Origin of the sequence: Thiomicrorhabdus sp. Milos-T2 (assembly GCF_000702325.1) — a bacterium.
In the GTDB taxonomy this organism is placed as follows: Bacteria; Pseudomonadota; Gammaproteobacteria; order Thiomicrospirales; family Thiomicrospiraceae; genus Thiomicrorhabdus.
The window spans coordinates 66,284-86,748 of sequence record NZ_KL370892.1 but is presented as its reverse complement, the minus strand read 5'-3'; the positions used below and the strand labels follow the sequence as shown (position 1 = coordinate 86,748).

Below are 20,465 nucleotides of genomic sequence, written 5' to 3'. Positions count from 1 at the left end.
TCGCTTCACTCCTCACAATGACAGTTGGGTAGATTGTCATTCTGAACGAAGTGAAGAATCTCCCAAGGCCTAAACACTTTGTCAAATAAGATTGCCACGTCGCTTCGCTCCTCACAATGACAGTTGGGCAGATTGTCATTCTGAACGAAGTGAAGAATCTCCCAAGGCTAAACACTTTGCCAAATAAGATTGTCACGTCGCTTCGCTCCTCACAATGACAGTGGTGCCGATTGTCATTCTGAACGAAGTGAAGAATCTTCCAAGGCTAAACACTTTGTCAAATTAGATTGCCACGTCGCTTTGCTCCTCGCAATGACAGTGGTGCCGATTGTCATTCTGAACGCAGTGAAGAGTCTCACAAGGCTAAACGCTATCCTCTATAGTCATCTTGATGCGCTAAAAACCACTCATAAGTCATCGCTAAACCTTCTTCTAAAGACGTTTTAGCTTTCCAGCCTAATCTTTCTAACCGCGATACATCCATTAGCTTTCTAGGTGCGCCATCGGGTTTGGTGGCATCAAATTCAATTTGGCCTTCATAACCCGTCACTTTAGCCACGGTCTCTACCAATTCACGAATCGTACAATCCACCCCTGTTCCCACGTTAATATGAGAGAGCATGGGCTGAGTTTCTTTTTGATAAATTTCATTATCTAAGTTCATCACAAAAATAGAGGCTTTTGCCATATCATCTACATGCAAAAACTCACGCATTGGCTTACCAGAACCCCAAGCCATCACAACCGGGTCATTATTTAACTTTGCTTCATGAAAACGTCTTAATAAAGCAGGAATCACATGTGAGTTCTCTGGGTGAAAGTTATCGTTTTCACCATACAGATTGGTTGGCATCACTGAACGGTAATCACGACCGTATTGACGGTTATAACTTTCACACAATTTAATGCCGGCAATCTTAGCAATGGCATAAGGTTCATTAGTGCATTCCAGTTCACCCGTTAGCAACGCATCTTCTTTCATAGGTTGTGGTGCAAGCTTAGGGTAAATACAAGACGACCCTAAAAACAGCAGTTGTTGCACATCATTCATATGCGCAGCGTGCACAATATTGGCTTCAATCATGAGGTTTTCATAAATGAATTCTGCCGGGTATTCATTATTAGCATGAATACCGCCCACCTTAGCTGCGGCTAAATAGACTTGGTCAATTTGGTTAGCCACAAAATAATCATTGACTGCTTGCTGATTAGTTAAGTCCAATTCAGAACGAGTAGCTGTAATCACCTTGTTACTGCGGTCTTGTTCTAACTGACGAACAATGGCAGAACCTACCATGCCTCTATGGCCTGCTACAAAAATAGTTGTCATTTATTTTCCTTTATTCCTCGCGCTTTTAAGTCGGCGATGATTTCATTTGCAAATACAAACAGGTTTTCTTCATAATCGTGTGTAAAGTTAAGAGCATTTAAAAAGACTTCTTCTGCTTCAATGTATTCATGCACCATCTTATTGCGTAATTGTCGTATAACTAGCCATTCATCAGGATCAACTGTAAAGCCTAGTTTGCTAGCCTTATCAAGGTTATCAATTACAGACCGGCTCGATTCGCCCAGAAACTCCAACCAAGCAGGCAATAGTTTGTCGCCCAATGTATCTTGTAGACGACAAAAACGGCTTGTATAGGCTTCGAGTTGCTCAGCAAAAACCGGATTGTCTTCCAAGGTTTTAATATGCACATCATTTAAGGGGACTGAAAAGATTTTATTTGAAGTATATTTCAAATGTTTTACTTCTTTTTCAATCACGCGTATCAGAAAAGATAGCTTTTCAAAGTCAGCTTCTGCAATATTCATAATAAAACACCCGTTTGAACAGCAATATCAAAAATAGGCTGAGGAGTTGAGTTCGGTGCTTGAACAACATCAACTTTTCGACCATGTTGTAACTTCATTACTTTAACAGACACTTTGGCTGCTAATACAGCTGGATTCAAGAGCGGAGTTTGAGTTTTAATTAATAAGTCAACATCGCCACCCTGAGCATTATCATTTACCCTTGAACCAAACAACCAAACAGAAGCTTGCTCACCAAATATTTGATGAACGACTTGTTTTATTTGAAATGCTTGCTCTGTTGTTATTCGCATAAACCTAATGCCCTAAATTAACCAAATAAATAAGCCTATTTTGCTAAGTTTTTTGGCTAAAAGAATTAAATGTACAAATTACTTGTCGCGTTACTCTAAACCACACATTGTCATTCTGAACGCCACATTGTCATTCTGAGCAAAGCGAAGAATCTCCAAAACCACCGTGTCTCTCAGGAGATTACCCGATCAAGTCGGGTAATGACGTTGAGGGAGAGTTTTGCCAAACAAGATTGCCACGCCTAAAGGCTCGCAATGACAGTGGCGCGGATTGTCATTCTGAACGAAGTGAAGAATCTCCAAAACCTCGGTGTCTCCCAGGAGATTACCCGATCAAGTCGGGTAATGACGTTGGGGGAGAGCTTTGCCTAAAGAGATTGCCACGTCGCTTTGCTCCTCGCAATGACAGTGGTGCCGATTGTCATTCTGAACGAAGTGAAGAATCTCCAAAACCACCGTGTCTCCCAGGAGATTACCCGATCAAGTCGGGTAATGACGTTGGGGGCGAGTTTTGCCTAAAGAGATTGCCACGTCGATTTTCTCCTCGCAATGACAGTGGGGTGTTAGATCCTTCGGCTAAAGCCTCAGAATGACCCAACAACTTGTCATTCTGAACGCAGTGAAGAATCTCCAAAACCTTCGTGTCTTAGTGCCTTCGTGGTGAAAATCTTTGTAGTAAAACTACTCCACAGAAACAGCTATATCATGTCCATGTTCTTTTAGCAAGGCATGGCGTTGTGCGACTTTTAGGTCTTCTGCTACCATTTCTGCACACATTTCTTGTACGGTAATTTCTGGTGTCCAGCCTAGTTTTTCTTTGGCTTTAGCTGGATCACCTAATAACGTCTCTACTTCAGCAGGGCGGAAGTAACGTGGGTCAATTCTCACAATCACATCACCTACATTAAGTGCTGGGGCATTATCACCTTCAATCGCGGTAATGGTTCCAATTTCATCTAGGCCTTCACCAGTAAATTCTAAAGTAACGCCTAACTCTTCTGCAGACCATTTTATAAACTGACGAACTGAGTACTGCACGCCGGTTGCAATCACAAAGTCATCGGCTTGTTCTTGCTGTAACATCATCCATTGCATACGCACGTAGTCTTTGGCATGTCCCCAGTCACGCAAGGCACCTATATTCCCCATATATAAACATTGCTCTAACCCTTGTGAGATATTGGCTAAACCTCGGGTGATTTTACGGGTTACAAAGGTTTCACCACGGCGCGGTGATTCGTGGTTAAACAAAATCCCGTTACAGGCATACATGCCATAAGATTCACGGTAGTTCACTACAATCCAATAGGCGTACATTTTGGCCACGGCATAAGGTGATCGCGGATAGAAAGGAGTGGTTTCTTTTTGTGGAATCTCTTGTACTTCACCAAACAGTTCAGAGGTAGAGGCCTGGTAGAATTTGGTTTTCTTTTCTAAACCTAATAAACGAATTGATTCTAATAAACGCAATGTTCCCATACCATCAACATCAGCAGTATATTCTGGTGATTCAAATGATACGGCTACGTGAGACTGAGCACCTAAGTTATAAACTTCATCAGGCTGTACTTCTTGCAAAATACGCGTTAGGTTTGAAGAATCGGTTAAATCACCGTAATGCAGAATAAAGTTTTTATTATCCACATGCGGATCTTGGTAAATATGATCTACACGCTGAGTATTAAATGAAGAAGCACGACGTTTAATACCATGAACTTCATAGCCTTTTTCTAATAAAAACTCGGCTAAGTAAGAGCCGTCTTGGCCGGTGACACCGGTAATAAGTGCTTTTTTCTTCATGTTAATCTTCTCGCTAAAAGGGTTTAAAATCGGTTTTGCTAATTAGTTTATTAAGTTGTTTATTAAGTCGTTTTTAATTCGGTTTCAAAATTACGCATAATTGCGATATATTCTAAGTTGTTTTCTGCATAATTTCTAGCCTTTAAGACAAGTTCAATGCGTAATTCTGGATTATTTGCTAAGGCCTCTATCGCTTGGGTAAAATCGCCGTTGTCGGCGGGCACAACGACAGTCCCTTTTCCTTCAATCACTACACCTTTTCACCCTAGTGTTTACCAATGCCCGTGAGCTTTGGAGAAAAGTGAGTGGAGATTAAAAGGATTTTCATGCAAGTCATTTTCCTATGAGAGTTTGAAGAGCAAAGATTATTTAAGAGGTAAAAAATGCATTATTTAACGAATCATCAATTCCTTTTGATTAGGTTTACTTTCTGCCACAAGTAAAGCCAATGCTACCAACGTATTATCGTTAATTAACTGCTCAATATTTTTAGCAAGAAAAGCTTGATTTAACCTCAAATACCATAGAAATAAAAAGGAACCACTTCTTTTATTGCCGTCTGCTAACGGATGGTTTTTGATAATGAAATACAGCAAATGAGCAGCACGGCTCGCAACATTTGGGTAAAACAGCTCATCACCAAAACCCTGCTCAATTGTCGCCAAAGCAGAAGCCAGTCCGTTACCACGTAATTTCCCAAAAAGTTCAGTTGCTTCGCCTTTAGAAATCAATTCTAATTTAAGTGTTTCAATGGCTTTTAAAGCATCATGTAGCTGGATTGCCAACATATCTTTTTGACTGGACTTATTATCCTCTAAACTCTGTTCATCATAACCTTGTAGTAATGACCAGCTTCGTGCATACTCATGCACAACACCTAAGACTAACTCACCATCTTGATTAACTAAAGATTGATTGCTCAGTGTAGATGTGAGTAGTGAAAGCACTTGTTCAAACTCAATATTGCGTTCTTGAAGACGCTTTTGATTTAACGCATAGCCTTCAATCAAATATTGTTTTAAAACACTGGTTGCCCATTTACGAAATTGAACACCGCGTTCAGATTTGACCCGATAGCCCACAGAGATTATTACATCAAGGTTAAAGAATCTTACAGGCTTGTCTGAATTTGCAATATGCATTTTTTGCATATTGCTTTTTTCCTCAAGCTCACCCTCTGTAAAAACATTTGAAATGTGTCGAGCTATGGTTGACTGGTTTCTACCAAAAAGCATGACCATCTGTGCCTGAGAAAGCCAAACCGTTTCTTCGTGCAAAGAAACTTCAAGGCAAACTTCATTATCCTGTGTGGTAAAAATTTTAATGTTACTCATTAGACAATTCCATTCGCTCAAATACCAAAGCGTGTTGATTAACAAAACGTCACATCACAACAACAGCATCAATAATTTGTACACTGATTTCAACAGCCACTTTGCTGCGTAATTTGACGCTAACAATCTCGGGTAACCGCATTTTAGTGTTGATTTGGCATTGCAGTTATTATCCGACTTTGCGTTAACAACAAAACATAAGCAGACTAAAGTCTGCGCCCCTGTTAAATCACGAATCAATTGGGGCGAAGGCTTCAACCTTCTTAAATAAGATTTTGAATGATGAACTTTAATTAAATCAACATGGATTAGATATTTTCAAAAACTTATGATTTTTGGGTTATCAACACCATAATACGGAAAGCCACTATTTCATTCTCGCTAAAAGGGTTTTAAATAAGTTTTTTTAATTCGGTTTTAAAATTACGCATAATTGCGTTGTATTCTAAGTTGTTTTCTGCATAATCTCTAGCCTTTAAACCCAATTCAATGCGTAAGTCTGGGTTATTTGCTAAGGCCTCTATTGCTTGGGTAAAAGCTTCTGTATTTGCAGGCTCAACCACAGAGCCTTTTCCTTCAACAACACGAGCGACTTGAGTGCCTTGCTGTGCCGTGGCAACAACCGGGCGGCCAGAAGATAAAATGCCCGTGAGTTTAGAGGGCATCACCAAATCTGCCGCCCCAGCTTGTTGCGGCAAAAGGTGAATGTCTGCTAAATTTAAAAATTGGTTAAGGCGCTCAAAAGGCTGTAAAGGCAACCAAATTATATTATCTAAACCCTCGGCTAAGGTTTGCAAACGTTCTAAAGCCGCACCAGAACCACATAGTATAAATTGAATGTTTTGGTCTTTAAGGTTTCTAGCCGCTTCAATCACAATCTCCAAACCTTGCTTTTCACCCATGTTTCCCGAATACAAAACCACAGGCTTATCTAATGGAATATTGAGTTCAGCGCGATATTCAGAAACGGTTTCTAAAGGATGAATAAAAGAAGTATCAACCCAGTTAGGAAAAAACAGTTGTTTGTCTTTAGGTATATTTTTTTGATCAAGCTTATCTAACATCGCTTCAGAGATGGTCGAAACTTTATCAAAACGGCGCATTAAAAAACGTTCAAACCCATAAATAAATCGTTTCAACCAATTGGCTTTTACAATGCCTAACTCAAAAGCCGCATCCACCTCAAAATCTTGAATATGTAAAATAGATTTAGCACCCGATAGCTTGCTAGTCAAAATAGCGCCAAAACTATTAAACAAAGGCGGTTCAATACAAATCACCACATCCGCTCGCCAAAAAATATGGCGTAACACCACAGGTAAACTGGTTAACGCAAAAGAAGCCAAGTGAACTAAACGCTTTAAACCACTAGGTTTAGCAGGCACCCAAATAGGGCAACGGTAAACGGTTAAGTTTTCAGAAGTTTGTTTTTGATATTTCCACGCAGAATAACCTTCACTGACTTTCCACTCAGGATAATAGGGTGGAGAACAAATTACCAGCACATCATGCCCATTATCAGACAACCATTGCGCCATTTCACCAGAGTATTTACCTATACCCGTGAGTTCAGGAGAGTAGTTGGTGGATATTAAAAGGATTTTCATGCAAGTACCTTATCCAAATTGAGCAGCCCCTTTTTAAGTTTAGAAAAACCAAATAATTTATTACCTAAGTCTTTTAAGCTTGCACCAATTAAATAACACTCGGTGTCATCAATTATTAAAAATCGGTCATGCACGTTTTTAAGCACTTTAATTTTAATAGGGTGGTACTGGCTATTGTATTTATCTAGATCTAATTGCAATTGTTTATTAACGGTCTGGGTATAGATAGTAATTTCAATATTTTGATTTTTGCTCAACAAGGTTAGAGTGGTATCGTCCACATAATTATCAATAAGAACAAGGTGAGATTTTGCGCTACGAATTAAATCGCCGGCAAATTGATAAGCGTCGAAGATTTGTCCTTTATAAAACACACCTTGATTTGGTATGGTTTGATTAGACTCAATCGCATTCAAAATCGCATCTACTTTAGAGTCTGTGGCGTATTGTTTATGTTCTAAAGCATTCATTCTCTCAAACACCAAAGCGTGTTGGTTAACAAACCGACGCATCACAACAAAAGCATCCATAATTTGTACACTGATCTCAATAGCGACTTTGCTGCGTAATACAGCTGATAGCATAGAAACCCCCTGTTCAGTAAATACATATGGAAGGGTTCTTCGACCACCGTGTTTACTTGAGGTCACAAATTGTGACCTCAAGTTTTGATGCTCTGCTTCAGACAACTGAAAACAAAACCGTTCTGGAAAACGTGTAATGTTTCGTTTAACAGCCTGATTCAATACTTTGGTTTCAACCTCATAGAGTTCAGCTAAATCAGAATCCAGCATCACCTGCATACCACGAATAGTAAAAATTTTGTCTTGAATAGTCTCCGCTTGCACAACTAAATCACTCATGATTGAAGCCATGAGTAAAGCAACTGGTCGCAATTTGCGGCCCGTTCAGGGGAATAGTTGGTTGAGATTAAAAGGATTTTCATTGTTTATACTCATCCAATTTATAGCCAGTGTACTGCTCTAAAATTTTAAGCTTGTCGTTAGTGGAAGCAACTTTAATCAATTCTCGCTCAACTTCTAAACACTTTAAATCGACTAAAGCTCTATACCAGAAGCCCTGCATAAAGTGATATGCAAAACCTCTAGCCCCATCTAAAAAGCCAAGTTGAATGAAGTAGCGGTAGTTGAAATAAAGAAAAGGGCGAACAAAGTAGGGAAGTTTCATGTAAATTGACTGCTTTAAAAAACGCTTTAAACGAATTGCCAGGCCAGTTCCTTCTGAGATAGATTCATCCGAATTAAAGCCATGTTTTTTGAGCATAATATCAAGCATTTCACGAGTAGCGTATTTGTTGTGCTTGTCAATAAACCAAGAAACGGAGTTTAAATTATTGTCTTCAAACCCACCCTTTAAAAAGGTTGAAGTACCCTCATCCAAAACAATATGTTCGTCCATCCAACGTTGTTCAACGTGAGCTTTTCCATTTCTAAATAAACGCAACATAGCCAATGGGTAGCGCCCACCAAATCGAACCCACTTGCCTAAAAAGATATGTTTACGGTGAAATATAGCGCCATTATTGCCAAAGCCATCGTCATCAATAAAGGTGTTTATGTTTTGAACTAACTCATCATCGATGGTTTCATCGGCATCTAAGCGAAATACCCATTCGGTATTGATATCACAATTGTCCATTGCCCATTGAAATTGCTGGGCCTGGCTAATAAATGGATTTTGAAATACTTCGGCACCTAAGTTTTTGGCAAGAGAGCAGGTGGAATCGGTAGAGAAGGAATCTACAACAATAACTCGAGCATTCAAATTTGAACAGGAGTTAATACAACGTTCAATGTGTAAAGATTCATTAAATGTGAGAACAATTAAAGTGATACCAGGAAGTTCATTCATTATCTTTAATTACTCTTTGCTTAATCGGTTTAGCAGGCATACCTGCACACACCATCCATTCTGGTATATCTTTAGTTACAACTGAGCGCGCCCCTATGACGGCACCATCACCAATTTTTACACCAGGACTAATAAAACACTCTGTGCATAGCCAGGCTTGTTCACCAATTTTAATTGGTAATGCATAAAGTTGAAAGTTAGGATCGGTATAATCATGTGTACCTGTACATAGATGAGATCCTTGCGAAACGACTGCTTTTTTTCCAATTTTAATTTTAGCCATGTTGTAGCATATTACTTCACTGGCCAACCCAGCATTATCATCCATTTCTAAATTCCAAGGAGCCCAAATTTTTGCAGTCGGGTACACATGACAATCCTTGCCAAGTTTTGCTCCAAAAAGCTTTAAGATAAAAGCCCGATAGCCATGCAAAGGGCGAGGGCTGAATCTAAAAAAAAGAAGGTAAATCACCCCCCAAAAAACTCTAGCCAAACGATTTTTTAAACTAAAGCTAGCTTGTTGATATGGATTAATACCTTGTTTGATCATTTTGTATCTTCTCGAATTAAGCTAATAAGATTTTTAGCAGCTTGTGCAATATCAAATTTTTGCCCATAGCATGGAGTGGTGTTTTGTTTAATGGTTTGTTTTTATTCAGCTGATAAATCTTACCAGGCCTGGATAAGATTTTGTGTACCTTCTAAAGTATCACTTTCTACCAGGCTTGCTTGCATTTGTTCAATTTCACGCGCTATGTTGACCTTGTCGGATATTAAAACACGGGTGCCTAACGCTAAAGCATCGGGTACCACAATTCTAAAGTTTTTATTAAAGTGAAAAGTTAATATGCCGATTTTCATTTTGTATTCCAAATTTATAAAGTAAAAGTATTTCATTTTCTTGTATTCAATTACACATCAATTAACAAAATTCATCTCCTAACCTTATATTTCTAGATAGTGGAAGACCGCTTTTTTGTATGTACTAATCTTATATAGATGTTTTTTCAATTTCGGTAAACCGAATACGAATTAATCTTGCGATATTATTTTGTACTTATCAATTGTTCCCAAATCTTTTTTAGTGCTAAAGCCATCTGTTCATTTGTTAAGTAGTTTTGGTATTCACTTAAAGAATTGAATGTTGATGAACTTGAGCTTTCACTCGAAACTATTGACTGCTTTAATTGGTTAGCGAGATTATCTATATTTCCAACTTCAACCAAGCTACATACCGATTTATCATTCAAGTAGCTATAAAACCCACCAACATCTGTTGATATTAAATGACATCCATAAGCAAGTGCTTCGGTTAATACAAATGGAAAACCTTCGCTATAACTTGGAAGTACAAAGAATTTGGCTCTCCCTAAGAGTGCATTCATTTGTTCTCTGTTTAGTTGCCCTACGTATTCAATATTATTTTGGTTAGATATTTGCTGTGTAATGAGTTGTTTATAATTATTTTGAGAAGAGCCTGCTAAAATTAATTTAAAGTGTTTAGCCTGTTCTCCAAGTTTAGACCAAGCGGCAACTAGATCAAATACTCCTTTTTGTGGAATTATCCACCCAGCATAAAAAAATATATTTTCTTTTTCAGGATAGTTCGTTGGTACGAATTTAATTTTTCCAAAACCGTTAAAAATTGAAATGTATTTTTGTTCATTTAAGTGATGCTTTGAAGGTTCGTCAAAAATCAATACTTTGTTGGATAATAAGCAAGCTACTTTAAACACCGAGCTATTAAATATGTTGTTATTCCAAGCATTATAAAAATTAAAGTGACAATGGAGCACTACAGGTTTACCTGATAGTTTCGAAATTATAATCAACATAAGGTCTCTAAAATGAGCTAGACCGCCAGATGAGTTTATATGTACTAAATCAACACCATTCTCCTTTGAGTTAACAAGTTTATAGAATGAACTTATCTTTTTTCGTAAATGTTTTATGCCGTCAAATATTCGACGACCTGAACTATAAATACCAGATTCTTTTCTTTCGGAATTAGTTTTAAAGAAATAGAGTTCTTTTTCAGTAAAAACTCCACTCTTAACCAGTTCGGAATTCCAAGTAGTAATACCACCTGTAGGTGGTGGCATTGGAGTACAAATTAGAATCATTTACTTTTACCTTTATAAATTAGTTTTAAATGATTTTTGCCTAATGAGCCATTTTCAAAGTTATTTAAGGCAAAAGTTTTTGCTTTCGCAATAAGAGTAAAACGTTCTTGTTCATTTAAAGTGAAGTATTTTTTTATTTTTGCTAATAGAGCCTCTGAGTTGCCTTCTTCATATATAAAACCGCGCTCATTTTTGCCTAGCAAAAGGGGTATGTCTGATACATTTGAAGCGATTACAAACACACCATTTGCCATTGCTTCAAGTACAACATTAGGTAACCCCTCGAATCTTGAAGTTAATATTAGACATCCTGAGTTTTGGTATGCGTCAATGATGTTTGTCGTTGAACTATGAAAAGTAATAGGTATGGCGTGCTTTCTTATTTTTTGTTGTATTCTTTCGCGCATATCTCCAATTTCTGGGTCATCATCACCATACCAATCCATTGAAAAATCTGGCGGTAACAACTCTTTGCCAGCTTTTATTGTATCTACTAAAAGTTCAGGGTTTTTTTGATATGAGATTCTGCCAATTGAAAGAAATTTATTGGGCGCCCCACTGGAGCTAACTTGAAAGAACTGAGGTGCAACAGAGTTCCATATCAAATGTGATTTGCTTTTTTTTACTAACTTATTGTTTTCAAGCCATTCTTTTTGTGAATAACTATTCGAAACAACGGAATCAGCAAAGAAAAACGCAATTTTTCTCCATAACAACTCTTTTAGTTTAGGCTCTTTGACAGTATTTCTTTCTGAGGCAATCCAATTTGTTCTTGGGCGTAATAGTTTACACATAAGGCCTATCATATTTGGGGTGTTTAAATAAGAAATTAATACGTCAGGTTTTTCAGTATTAACACGTTTAATTACCTTAAATAATAAGCTTATATTTGAGTTTTTATTATGCCCTATCCTCACTAGTTTGACAGAGGAGGACAGGTCTTTTTGGTAATGAGTTAAATCTCTGTAGTAAATAAGTGTGACGTTAAATTTTAAACAAATTAAGTCATTAGCCAAATTTACTATTTGTCTTTGCGCTCCGCCACTCCCAAGATTATCTATTAACAGGATAATGTTCATGTTCATTCCTTAAAATATATAAAGCTGTGATAAAAAAGATTTGAGTTGATCTTTCAAAAAAAGTGACACCAGTAAAATCATTCAACAAAATTAACAACAAAAGAAATAGAAACATAGTCTTATGGTGTTTATGTTTAAAAGTACTTTTCAGTATGTATAACATGTAGCTATAGTAAAGAATGAATCCGAAAACACCACCAGTAACCAAAATCTCAATCAAGTTGTTATGAGAATAGTAGCCTAGTCCGCTTTTTACAGCGAATGAACCTAATCCAGATCCGAACAGAATATTGTCAGTGAAAATATTGAATCCTATAAAAATCATCTGTGCACGCTCTAAGGTTGACTCATCCCCTTCGAGCATAAGTTGTAGTCGTCTAATAACTTCTAAATCAGAACCTGCCAAACTGATAAGAGTTAAAATGAATACTGAAGTGAAGATGACATAAGCAAAAAGCTTTGTATGTTTAAAGTAAATCTTGGATGTGAAAAATCCAAAAAAAATAATTGATATAACACCAAATATGACTAGTTTTTTTGATCCTGTGACAGTAATAAAGAAAAGAATTAATGCAATGCTGAGTATGCCGTTGAATATTAACTCTTTTTTTGATAAAAGCGATCTAAAAGTCAATAGAGTCATTAGCATTAATGGTAGAGCAGCTACTAAGGACAGAGCACTTGGGTGACCTGCCAAGCCACCAAATCTTAGTTTAGCAAGGTCGCTGTTGATTTCGTAAATTATTGTTACGTAATTAATATCTAGAAAATAGGCTAAAACATTAATTAAGCCTGGAATATAGGATAAATATAAGATATCTATTGGTCTAATTAGCTTCTCTTGAAGAAGTGCACCAATAATTAGAATTAGAAAGAATAGTGTTATTAGCCTAAATAGTAAGTTGAAATTATAGCCTTCCGTCCAATACCAGCTTAGAGCCGTGAATAAATAAAAAACAAATATATATCCAAAGCCTGATGGTAGTTTTATTTGAAGAGATTGAGCATTTAAAAAGTAGAATACTAAAGTTAAACCTAATGATATATGTGCAAGTTTAGATAACTGAGTTGCACTCATTGCTAAGCCGAAAATAAATACCCCTGCGAGCAAGAACACAAATATGATTCTTTTTGTAATAATCATTCGTGAACCTTTAATTGATTCCGCAAATAAAAATTATAAATAAAAAAAGAAGTGATGTTTATTGATGTGAGCATTATGAATAAGTGGTTTAAGTAGTTTATTCCATTGTAGTTAAGCCATAGTAGATATACACCTAACACTTTGAAAAGCATGCCTATCATGTCAATTTTAAATATTATTTTTTTGCTTGGGCTATGCTTTAGAATTTCAACCGGTATTGCTAATAATAAAGAGCTGGCAAGCCAGATTAATGTAACTAAAAGAAAATTAGAATAATTTGTATAGTTTTTTCCGAGATAGAAGCCAAAAATTAGGTCACCATAAATAGGTTCCAAAATAGCTATGATAAAAATAATAATAGATAGTATTAATACTGCTTTTTTTTGGAAGGAAGTTAAGCATATTTTGTGATCAATATATGATCTGTATATTGTAAGTTTAACACCTGAAGCGACAGCATTTACAGGTACACCAACAAGCCTATAGAGTAATACATAAATTGCGAGCATTTCTGCTGAGCTGATTTTAAGTACCCACATTAAAAACACATTAAATCCTGCAGAGTTTACAGAAGATGGGAGTATGTACTTTGAATAAGACCATGCAACATCATCAATGTACATTTTTTTTTGAATTTTTAATCTTTTTAATAAAAAAATGTTTTTCCTAAAGATATAAAGTATTGCAAATAGTGTTAAAAGCTCCGCAAATAAATATGATATGTAGAGAGAGTAAGGTTCGTTTAAAAAGTAATAACTACCCAAGGTACAAAATATAAATAACAGTGGCTTAGATACTGCAAAAAGAGCAATAGTTTTAATTTTTTTAAATCTGGCGAGCAGTATATTAAATGTTAGTATCCATGATCCAAGCAATGAATATACTAAAGCAAACCAAAAGTAGCTTTCAATATCGGAAAATAAAGAATAAATAAACGTAGCAATTATGATAGCTGTGAATAGCATAAACGCTAGGGAGATGCTTAATGATAGTCGTTTTATAATTGAAAATATTGAGTTTGAGCTAAGAATAGATTGATTGACATTCAGGTTCAAAATTATAATGAAAAACTGTGTTAGAGCTACTGCAAAATAAAACTCCGCAATCTCGTTTTCGCTATACAATCTTGTGATTATAGGAAGACTTAAAAAGCTAATCAATGGCCCTAACATATTTGCGAAGCTTAATGAAAATATATTAAAAGCCAATCTATCTTTATATGTTTTCAAACTTTCTTCCATATTCATTAATCGTCTTAATTTTTTTTGCAGGTATGCCAGCATAGACCCAGCCAGATTCAAGTGTTCCGTGTACTAAAGAACCTGCACCAATTACAACGTTGTCTTCAATCACAGCACCAGGGGTAATAATACATCTAGTACCAATAAAAACCTTGTTCCCTATTTTGATTTCTTTATAAAATCGCGGCCAGTCATTTTCATTTTTAAAAACCCATCCGCCACCATCGTGAGTAATGAATATGCTTTCAGTGATGCTGACATCATCACCAATCTTGATCAAGTGAGGCTCTGACCCGATGCTAATAGCACCTAACAGGCGGCAGTTTTTACCTATTTTTACCCCTTGCCTTCTGAAATAGTTTTCATTTCCAAGCATATATCTAAATAATCTTTCTTTTAATCCGCTAAGCATGAAACGCCTTTATCTAATAATTTCTATAATCAAAGCATAAGGATGCAATAATAAAGCAATGCATTTTTTATACTCTCTTATTGATTATTTTGTAATACTCAATGTACCATTGCACAAACTTATATATCCCATCTTCAATGGATGTACTTGGCTTAAAACCGGTGTCAGTAATTAAATCATCTATATCAGCGTAAGTAATTGGAACATCTCCAGCTTGCATTGGTAGTGGGTTTTCTTTGGCTTTTACACCACAAGCATCTTCTATTGCTGTAATGAAACGACGTAGTGTTACTGGTTGGTTATTACCAATGTTGTAAATTTTATATGGTGCTTTAGCGGTTGAAACTATAGAGTCTTTAGATTTTGGAATATTTTCCATAACGCGTATAACACCTTCGATAATATCGTCTATATAAGTGAAATCTCGTTTCATATCGCCATTGTTATAAACATCAATTGGTCTACCTTCAAGGATGGCTTTAGTGAATTTAAAATAAGCCATATCAGGCCTTCCCATTGGCCCATAAACTGTAAAAAACCTTAATCCAGTTGTTGGAATGTTGTAAAGATGACTATAGGTGTGGGCCATTAATTCATTTGATTTTTTAGTCGCTGCATATAAGCTAATAGGAAAGTCTACGCGGTCCTCTGTGCTAAATGGTTGTTTTGTGTTCATACCATAGACTGAGCTAGAGCTTGCGTAAACTAAATGTTTTACATTGGTGTGTCTGCAACCTTCTAGGATGTTTAAAAACCCAACCAAATTAGAGTCGACATATGCATGCGGGTTATCAATGGAATATCTAACACCCGCTTGTGCTGCTAAGTTCACAACAATATCAAATTTTTCAGTGATGAATAACTTTTCAATTTTATTTCGATTAGTTAAATCAATGTTTAAAAAAATAAATCTGCCATTCTGCTCTTCTTTGTCTAGATGTTTTAGTCGGTCAAGTTTAAGGGCTACATCGTAATAGTCATTAAGATTATCTATGCCAATAACTGTATGACCTAATTTTATTAAGGTCTTTGTTAAAGAAAAACCAATAAACCCAGCGCTACCTGTTACTAAAATTTTCACTTATGAGGCCTCTTTTGTTACTTACAACGGTACTTTATGTTAAAAATATTTTACTTTTGATACCCATTAGGGTTTGCACATTGCCAATTCCATGAGTCTTGGCACATTTCATTAATATCTAAACTAGCCTCCCAGCCTAAGATATCTTTTGCAAGGGCTGTGTTTGCATAGCATTCGGCCACATCCCCAGGGCGTCTGTCAACAATTTCATAAGGCACAGATTTTCCAGACGCGTTTTCAAATGCTTTTATAACCTCAAGAACTGAATACCCTCTTCCGGTCCCTAGGTTTAGAGTAATGACCCCTTTACTATTTTCTATGGCTTGTATGGCTTTTAGGTGACCTTTTGCCAAATCCACTACATGAATGTAATCTCGAACACCTGTTCCATCAGCCGTATTGTAGTCATCGCCAAATACACTTAAACATTCACGCTTACCAATAGCTACTTGAGATACAAATGGCATTAGATTGTTGGGTGTGCCATTTGGATCTTCACCGATTAGGCCAGACGCATGAGCACCCACTGGATTAAAGTAGCGCAACAAGGCGATTGACCAATCCTGGTTGCTGGTATGTAGATCACGTAAAATGTTTTCGATCATTAATTTAGAGGCCCCATAGGGGTTGGTAGTCGATAAAGGGAAGTCTTCTTTTATTGGAACACTGGCTGGGTCACCATATACTGTAGCGGAAGAGCTAAACACTAATTGATTGCAACCAAACTCTTCCATAACTTCAAATAATGCTACCGAGCCTGATACATTGTTGTCGTAATAGCGTAACGGCATTGCTACCGATTCACCCACCGCCTTTAATCCGGCAAAGTGAATTACTGCTCTGATTTTAAAACGTTCAAAAATCACTCTCAATAACTTTTGATCACGAATATCACCATTAATAAATTCAATTGATTTATTAGTGATGTTTTCAACACGATGAATAGCTTCAATTGAAGAGTTGCTAAGATTATCAAGTACTACCAAATGATAACCTGCTTGTAATATCTCAATAGATGTATGAGAACCAATATAGCCAGCACCGCCGGTTATGAGTATACTTTCCATAGAGTTTCCTTTGAATTTATTCAACTGTTACTGATTTTGCTAGGTTTCTCGGTTGATCGACATCTGTTCCCTTTATTAAGGCAACATGATAACTAAGCAATTGAAGTGGAATATTGAAAGTTATGGGCGCTGTGATACGTCCAACATGTTTAGTCGTTTTTATTATTTCTAAGCCAGGCACGCTATCTACATTAGACCATTCATCTTCAAATACTATCATTTGACCGCCGCGGGCTTTAACTTCTTGAAGGTTTGACTTTAATTTTTCTATTAAATCGTCATTTGGGGCAATGGCAATTACTGGGGTTTGTTCGTCAATTAAGGCTAATGGCCCGTGTTTTAATTCGCCAGCTGGGTAGGCTTCAGCGTGTATGTAACTTACTTCTTTCAGTTTTAAAGCACCTTCCATTGCAATGGGTGCCATTGTGCCACGCCCAAGGAATAGGGCATTATGTTTATCGGCAAAAGAATTGGCTAATTTTTGTATTAGGCTTTCGTTTTTTAAAACATTTCTTATTAAGTTAGGTAGCTTCAGTAAACCATCTACAATAAGCTGTTCTTGCACTTGTGACATTACACCTAAGCTTTTACCAATACAGGTTAACAGTAAAGACAGTGCAACTAACTGTGTAGTAAAAGCTTTGGTAGAGGCTACGCCAATCTCTGGGCCTGCATGAGTTAAGAAGGTTAAGTCACTTTCTCTAGTTAAACTGGATTCTGGCACGTTGCAGATAGTTAAAGTTGGAATGTTGAATTTGTTTTTTAGTTGTTTTACTTTCTGTAAAGCTGCTAACGTATCAGCGGTTTCTCCTGATTGACTAATGGAGATAAACAATGTGTTGTTTTGTATTACAGGGTTTCGGTAGCGGTATTCGCTGGCGACCTCTACATGGCATGGTAAACCGATAATATCTTCAAACCAATATTTGGCAACAAGACCAGAGTGGTATGAGGTACCGCAGGCAATGATTTGAATTTGTTTAATACTCTTAAAGATTTCTTCTGCTTGGTGTCCAAATGCTGAGATTAGCACGGTATCTTTGGTAACACGGCCTTCAAGGGTGTCCATAACCGCTTGCGGCTGTTCAAAAATTTCTTTGTGCATGAAGTGACGGTGTTCGCCTAGCTCTATTGAATTTGTGGTTAATTGCGATTGTTTAATTGGTCGTTCTATTAACTTACCATCAAGGTCGTAAATTTTAATTTCTTGGCGTGTGATTTCAGCAATATCACCTTCTTCTAAAAAGATAAAGTTTTGAGTTACTGGTAATAGTGCAGAAACATCAGAGGCAATAAAGAATTCTCCAATACCTACGCCAATAACTAATGGGCTACCTTTACGAGCAGCAATTAGTGTGTCTGGATAATTTGTGGTGATCACACCAAGGGCAAATGCACCTTTAAAGTGATTTATAGCTTGTTGTACTGCTCGCAGCAGTGTTGATGAGTTTTGTAATTCTTTATGAATGCAATGAGCAATTACTTCAGTGTCGGTTTCTGAGGTAAAAACATAACCTTCAGCTATTTGATCTGACTTTAGAGACTGGTAGTTTTCAATAATACCATTGTGAACGACAGCAACTTGATTGTTGCAGATGTGCGGGTGGGCATTGTGTTCGGCGGGTACTCCATGAGTGGCCCAGCGGGTATGGGCAATACCAATATTGCTATTAAAATCAGTTTGTTGAGCTTGAATGCAATTTTCTAAATTTACAATTTTACCCAATGAACGAACTCGTTGAAATTGGGACTGTGAATTTAATAAAGCAATCCCTGCAGAATCATATCCACGATATTCTAGTCGCTTTAAACCTTCTAAAAGAATGGGAACAATATTTCTTTCTGCGACGCCGCAAACAATTCCGCACATGAGTTTTCCTGTCAATATAGCGTGGTTTAAAAGTTGTTAATAAGTAATATAAAAGAAAATTACCATAGCTGTTTTGTATGATTCAGTAAATGATAATACGTAACTAGTTTTGGCTTTTTTCTGTTTGGTGTTTCTTTTACCAGGCCTGGCATTCCCTGTGGCTATTTCTGCATTGTGAGCACAGGGTAAATTTATTATTCAAAATTTTTAATCATTCCCAAATAAATCACGGGTGTAGACTTTATCTGCTACATCTTGTAAATCATCAATCATACGATTGGCGATGATTACGTTGCTTTGTTGTTTAAACTCATTGAGATCACTGATAACTTTTGAGTGAAAGAATTCGGTTTTGCCTTCTTCGGTTAATACGGGTTCGTAGATTACGACTTCAATCCCTTTGGCTTTTATGCGTTTCATTATGCCTTGTATTGCACTGGCTCTAAAGTTGTCTGAGCCTTGTTTCATGACTAGGCGGTAGATGCCGACTTTGCTATTAGGAGATCCTTCGCTTTGCTCAGGATGACTGCCAGCAGTCAATTTTTTAATGACTTGACTGGCAATAAAGTCTTTACGGGTGGTGTTTGAGTCTACGATTGCTTTGATGATGTTGTTGGGTACATCTTGATAATTGGCAAGTAGTTGTTTGGTGTCTTTGGGTAGGCAGTAACCTCCGTAACCAAAGCTTGGGTTGTTGTAGTGATCACCAATGCGAGGGTCTAAGCCTACGCCTTCTATGACTTGTTTTGCACTTAATCCGTGAGATTCGCAGTAGGTGTCTAGTTCGTTAAAGTAGGAAACTCGCATGGCTAGGTAGGTGTTTGAAAATAGTTTAACGGCTTCTGCTTCGGTGTTGTCGGTAAATAGAACGGGAATGTCTTGTTCTGGCTTTTCTGCGCCTTCTACTAACAGGCCTGCAAAGGTTTTGGCTTGTTGAGATTGTTCTCCCACAATAATGCGTGATGGGTAGAGGTTGTCGTAAAGCGCTTTACCTTCTCTTAAAAATTCTGGTGAGAAGAATAGTTTAATGTTTAATGCGGGATTTTGACTTTTTAATTGTTTTTTTAACGCTTCAGTGTATCCAACAGGGATGGTGCTTTTAATAATCATGGTTGTGTTGGGGTTTATTGCGATTACGTCATTAATAACGGCTTCTACTGAACGTGTATTAAAGGTGTTTGTTTCTGTATCGTAATCTGTTGGCGTGGCAATGACGACAAAATCGGCATTTTGGTAGGCCTGGTCTTTGTCTAAGGTTGCGGTAAAGTTGAGGGTTTTGTTTTCTAGAAAGTGGGTGATTTCATTGTCAACAATCGGTGATTTTTTGTTGTTAAGTAAATCAATTTTTTCAGGAATAATATCTAACGCCACCACTTCATGGTTTTGTGCCATAAGCATAGCAAGTGATAAGCCAACATAACCGGTTCCAGCCACTGCGATTTTCATGTATACACCTTTATAGATAAATTTTGTTTATCTTAGCGAATATTTATCACAAGGTAAATAAATATACGTAAATAAATTTAAGTGATTGCTAATGTGTTTGGTTTTGAATGGATGAACCATGAAGTTATGAAGTTATGAAGTTATGTTGTTTTTGGGTTTTTGTTATGGGTTAACCACGAAGACACGAAGTCACGAAGGTTTTTGGGTTTGTCATTACGAGCGAAGCGTGGTAATCCAGGGTTTGAGTTTGATGCTTAGCTTTGCTGATTGCGAACTTACCA

Annotated in this window: 21 protein-coding genes; 1 reads left to right on the top strand and 20 read right to left on the bottom strand. The window is 37.0% G+C overall.

Annotated elements, in window-relative coordinates; translation table 11 throughout:
- Positions 1-370: 370 nt before the first annotated feature.
- Genes BS34_RS0110430 through BS34_RS0110420 form a run of 3 tightly spaced genes read right to left on the bottom strand, consistent with a single transcriptional unit; the run spans position 371 to position 2,108 of the window.
- Positions 371-1,330: a GDP-L-fucose synthase gene (locus tag BS34_RS0110430; RefSeq protein ID WP_029408454.1), complete on the bottom strand. Its 960-nt coding sequence runs from the start codon at positions 1,328-1,330 to the stop codon at positions 371-373.
- Entirely contained in the window at positions 1,327-1,815 is a 489-nt protein-coding gene (locus BS34_RS0110425; RefSeq protein WP_029408453.1) for a hypothetical protein, read from the bottom strand. The genes BS34_RS0110430 and BS34_RS0110425 overlap by 4 nt, the downstream gene beginning before the upstream one ends.
- Positions 1,812-2,108, bottom strand: coding sequence for a nucleotidyltransferase domain-containing protein (locus BS34_RS0110420; protein ID WP_029408452.1), 297 nt, complete (start codon positions 2,106-2,108; stop codon positions 1,812-1,814). Before BS34_RS0110420 ends, BS34_RS0110425 begins: the two co-directional genes overlap by 4 nt.
- A 233-nt stretch (positions 2,109-2,341) precedes the next feature.
- Here BS34_RS0110420 and BS34_RS0110415 point away from each other — a divergent pair, with 233 nt between their 5' ends.
- Positions 2,342-2,701 (top strand): hypothetical protein, encoded by a 360-nt coding sequence (locus tag BS34_RS0110415; protein ID WP_029408451.1) that lies wholly within the window; start codon positions 2,342-2,344, stop codon positions 2,699-2,701.
- An 88-nt stretch (positions 2,702-2,789) separates the two neighbouring features.
- Here the strand turns inward: BS34_RS0110415 and gmd are convergent, their stop codons facing one another.
- The 17 genes from gmd to BS34_RS0110330 form a co-directional block, all read right to left on the bottom strand.
- On the bottom strand, positions 2,790-3,908 hold the full coding sequence (gene gmd, locus BS34_RS0110410; RefSeq protein ID WP_029408450.1) for a GDP-mannose 4,6-dehydratase: 1,119 nt from the start codon (positions 3,906-3,908) through the stop codon (positions 2,790-2,792).
- A 62-nt stretch (positions 3,909-3,970) separates the two neighbouring features.
- The gene (locus tag BS34_RS0110405) at positions 3,971-4,159 is read right to left on the bottom strand and encodes a hypothetical protein (RefSeq protein ID WP_029408449.1); all 189 of its coding nucleotides are present in this window, start codon (positions 4,157-4,159) and stop codon (positions 3,971-3,973) included.
- Positions 4,160-4,300: 141 nt separating this feature from the next.
- The gene (rhuM, locus tag BS34_RS0110400) at positions 4,301-5,242 is read right to left on the bottom strand and encodes a virulence protein RhuM/Fic/DOC family protein (protein WP_029408448.1); all 942 of its coding nucleotides are present in this window, start codon (positions 5,240-5,242) and stop codon (positions 4,301-4,303) included.
- 392 nt (positions 5,243-5,634) lie between these two features.
- Complete coding sequence (locus tag BS34_RS0110395) at positions 5,635-6,849, bottom strand: glycosyltransferase WbuB (RefSeq protein WP_029408447.1); 1,215 nt, start codon at positions 6,847-6,849, stop codon at positions 5,635-5,637.
- Positions 6,846-7,712 (bottom strand): ORF6N domain-containing protein, encoded by an 867-nt coding sequence (locus tag BS34_RS13130; RefSeq protein ID WP_029408446.1) that lies wholly within the window; start codon positions 7,710-7,712, stop codon positions 6,846-6,848. Before BS34_RS13130 ends, BS34_RS0110395 begins: the two co-directional genes overlap by 4 nt.
- A 79-nt stretch (positions 7,713-7,791) precedes the next feature.
- On the bottom strand, positions 7,792-8,721 hold the full coding sequence (locus tag BS34_RS0110385; RefSeq protein WP_029408445.1) for a glycosyltransferase family 2 protein: 930 nt from the start codon (positions 8,719-8,721) through the stop codon (positions 7,792-7,794).
- A complete protein-coding gene (locus BS34_RS0110380) occupies positions 8,714-9,271 on the bottom strand; it encodes a WcaF family extracellular polysaccharide biosynthesis acetyltransferase (protein WP_029408444.1) in 558 nt (185 codons plus the stop codon). The genes BS34_RS0110385 and BS34_RS0110380 overlap by 8 nt, the downstream gene beginning before the upstream one ends.
- A 119-nt stretch (positions 9,272-9,390) precedes the next feature.
- Positions 9,391-9,582, bottom strand: coding sequence for a hypothetical protein (locus BS34_RS0110375; protein ID WP_029408443.1), 192 nt, complete (start codon positions 9,580-9,582; stop codon positions 9,391-9,393).
- A 185-nt stretch (positions 9,583-9,767) separates the two neighbouring features.
- Positions 9,768-10,844, bottom strand: a complete 1,077-nt coding sequence (locus BS34_RS0110370) for a glycosyltransferase family 4 protein (RefSeq protein ID WP_029408442.1) — start codon at positions 10,842-10,844, stop codon at positions 9,768-9,770.
- Entirely contained in the window at positions 10,841-11,923 is a 1,083-nt protein-coding gene (locus BS34_RS0110365; RefSeq protein ID WP_029408441.1) for a glycosyltransferase, read from the bottom strand. The genes BS34_RS0110370 and BS34_RS0110365 overlap by 4 nt, the downstream gene beginning before the upstream one ends.
- On the bottom strand, positions 11,898-13,067 hold the full coding sequence (locus BS34_RS0110360; protein WP_029408440.1) for an O-antigen ligase family protein: 1,170 nt from the start codon (positions 13,065-13,067) through the stop codon (positions 11,898-11,900). The genes BS34_RS0110365 and BS34_RS0110360 overlap by 26 nt, the downstream gene beginning before the upstream one ends.
- Positions 13,064-14,314, bottom strand: coding sequence for a lipopolysaccharide biosynthesis protein (locus tag BS34_RS0110355; protein WP_029408439.1), 1,251 nt, complete (start codon positions 14,312-14,314; stop codon positions 13,064-13,066). Before BS34_RS0110355 ends, BS34_RS0110360 begins: the two co-directional genes overlap by 4 nt.
- Entirely contained in the window at positions 14,283-14,720 is a 438-nt protein-coding gene (locus BS34_RS0110350) for an acyltransferase (RefSeq protein ID WP_051640851.1), read from the bottom strand. The genes BS34_RS0110355 and BS34_RS0110350 overlap by 32 nt, the downstream gene beginning before the upstream one ends.
- A gap of 67 nt (positions 14,721-14,787) precedes the next feature.
- Positions 14,788-15,801, bottom strand: coding sequence for an NAD-dependent epimerase (locus BS34_RS0110345; RefSeq protein ID WP_029408437.1), 1,014 nt, complete (start codon positions 15,799-15,801; stop codon positions 14,788-14,790).
- Between the two features lie 50 nt (positions 15,802-15,851).
- Positions 15,852-16,868, bottom strand: a complete 1,017-nt coding sequence (gene galE / locus BS34_RS0110340) for a UDP-glucose 4-epimerase GalE (RefSeq protein WP_029408436.1) — start codon at positions 16,866-16,868, stop codon at positions 15,852-15,854.
- A gap of 16 nt (positions 16,869-16,884) precedes the next feature.
- Positions 16,885-18,738 (bottom strand): glutamine--fructose-6-phosphate transaminase (isomerizing), encoded by a 1,854-nt coding sequence (gene glmS, locus BS34_RS0110335; RefSeq protein WP_029408435.1) that lies wholly within the window; start codon positions 18,736-18,738, stop codon positions 16,885-16,887.
- A gap of 207 nt (positions 18,739-18,945) precedes the next feature.
- Positions 18,946-20,184, bottom strand: coding sequence for a nucleotide sugar dehydrogenase (locus tag BS34_RS0110330; RefSeq protein ID WP_029408434.1), 1,239 nt, complete (start codon positions 20,182-20,184; stop codon positions 18,946-18,948).
- Between the last annotated feature and the right edge of the window lie 281 nt (positions 20,185-20,465).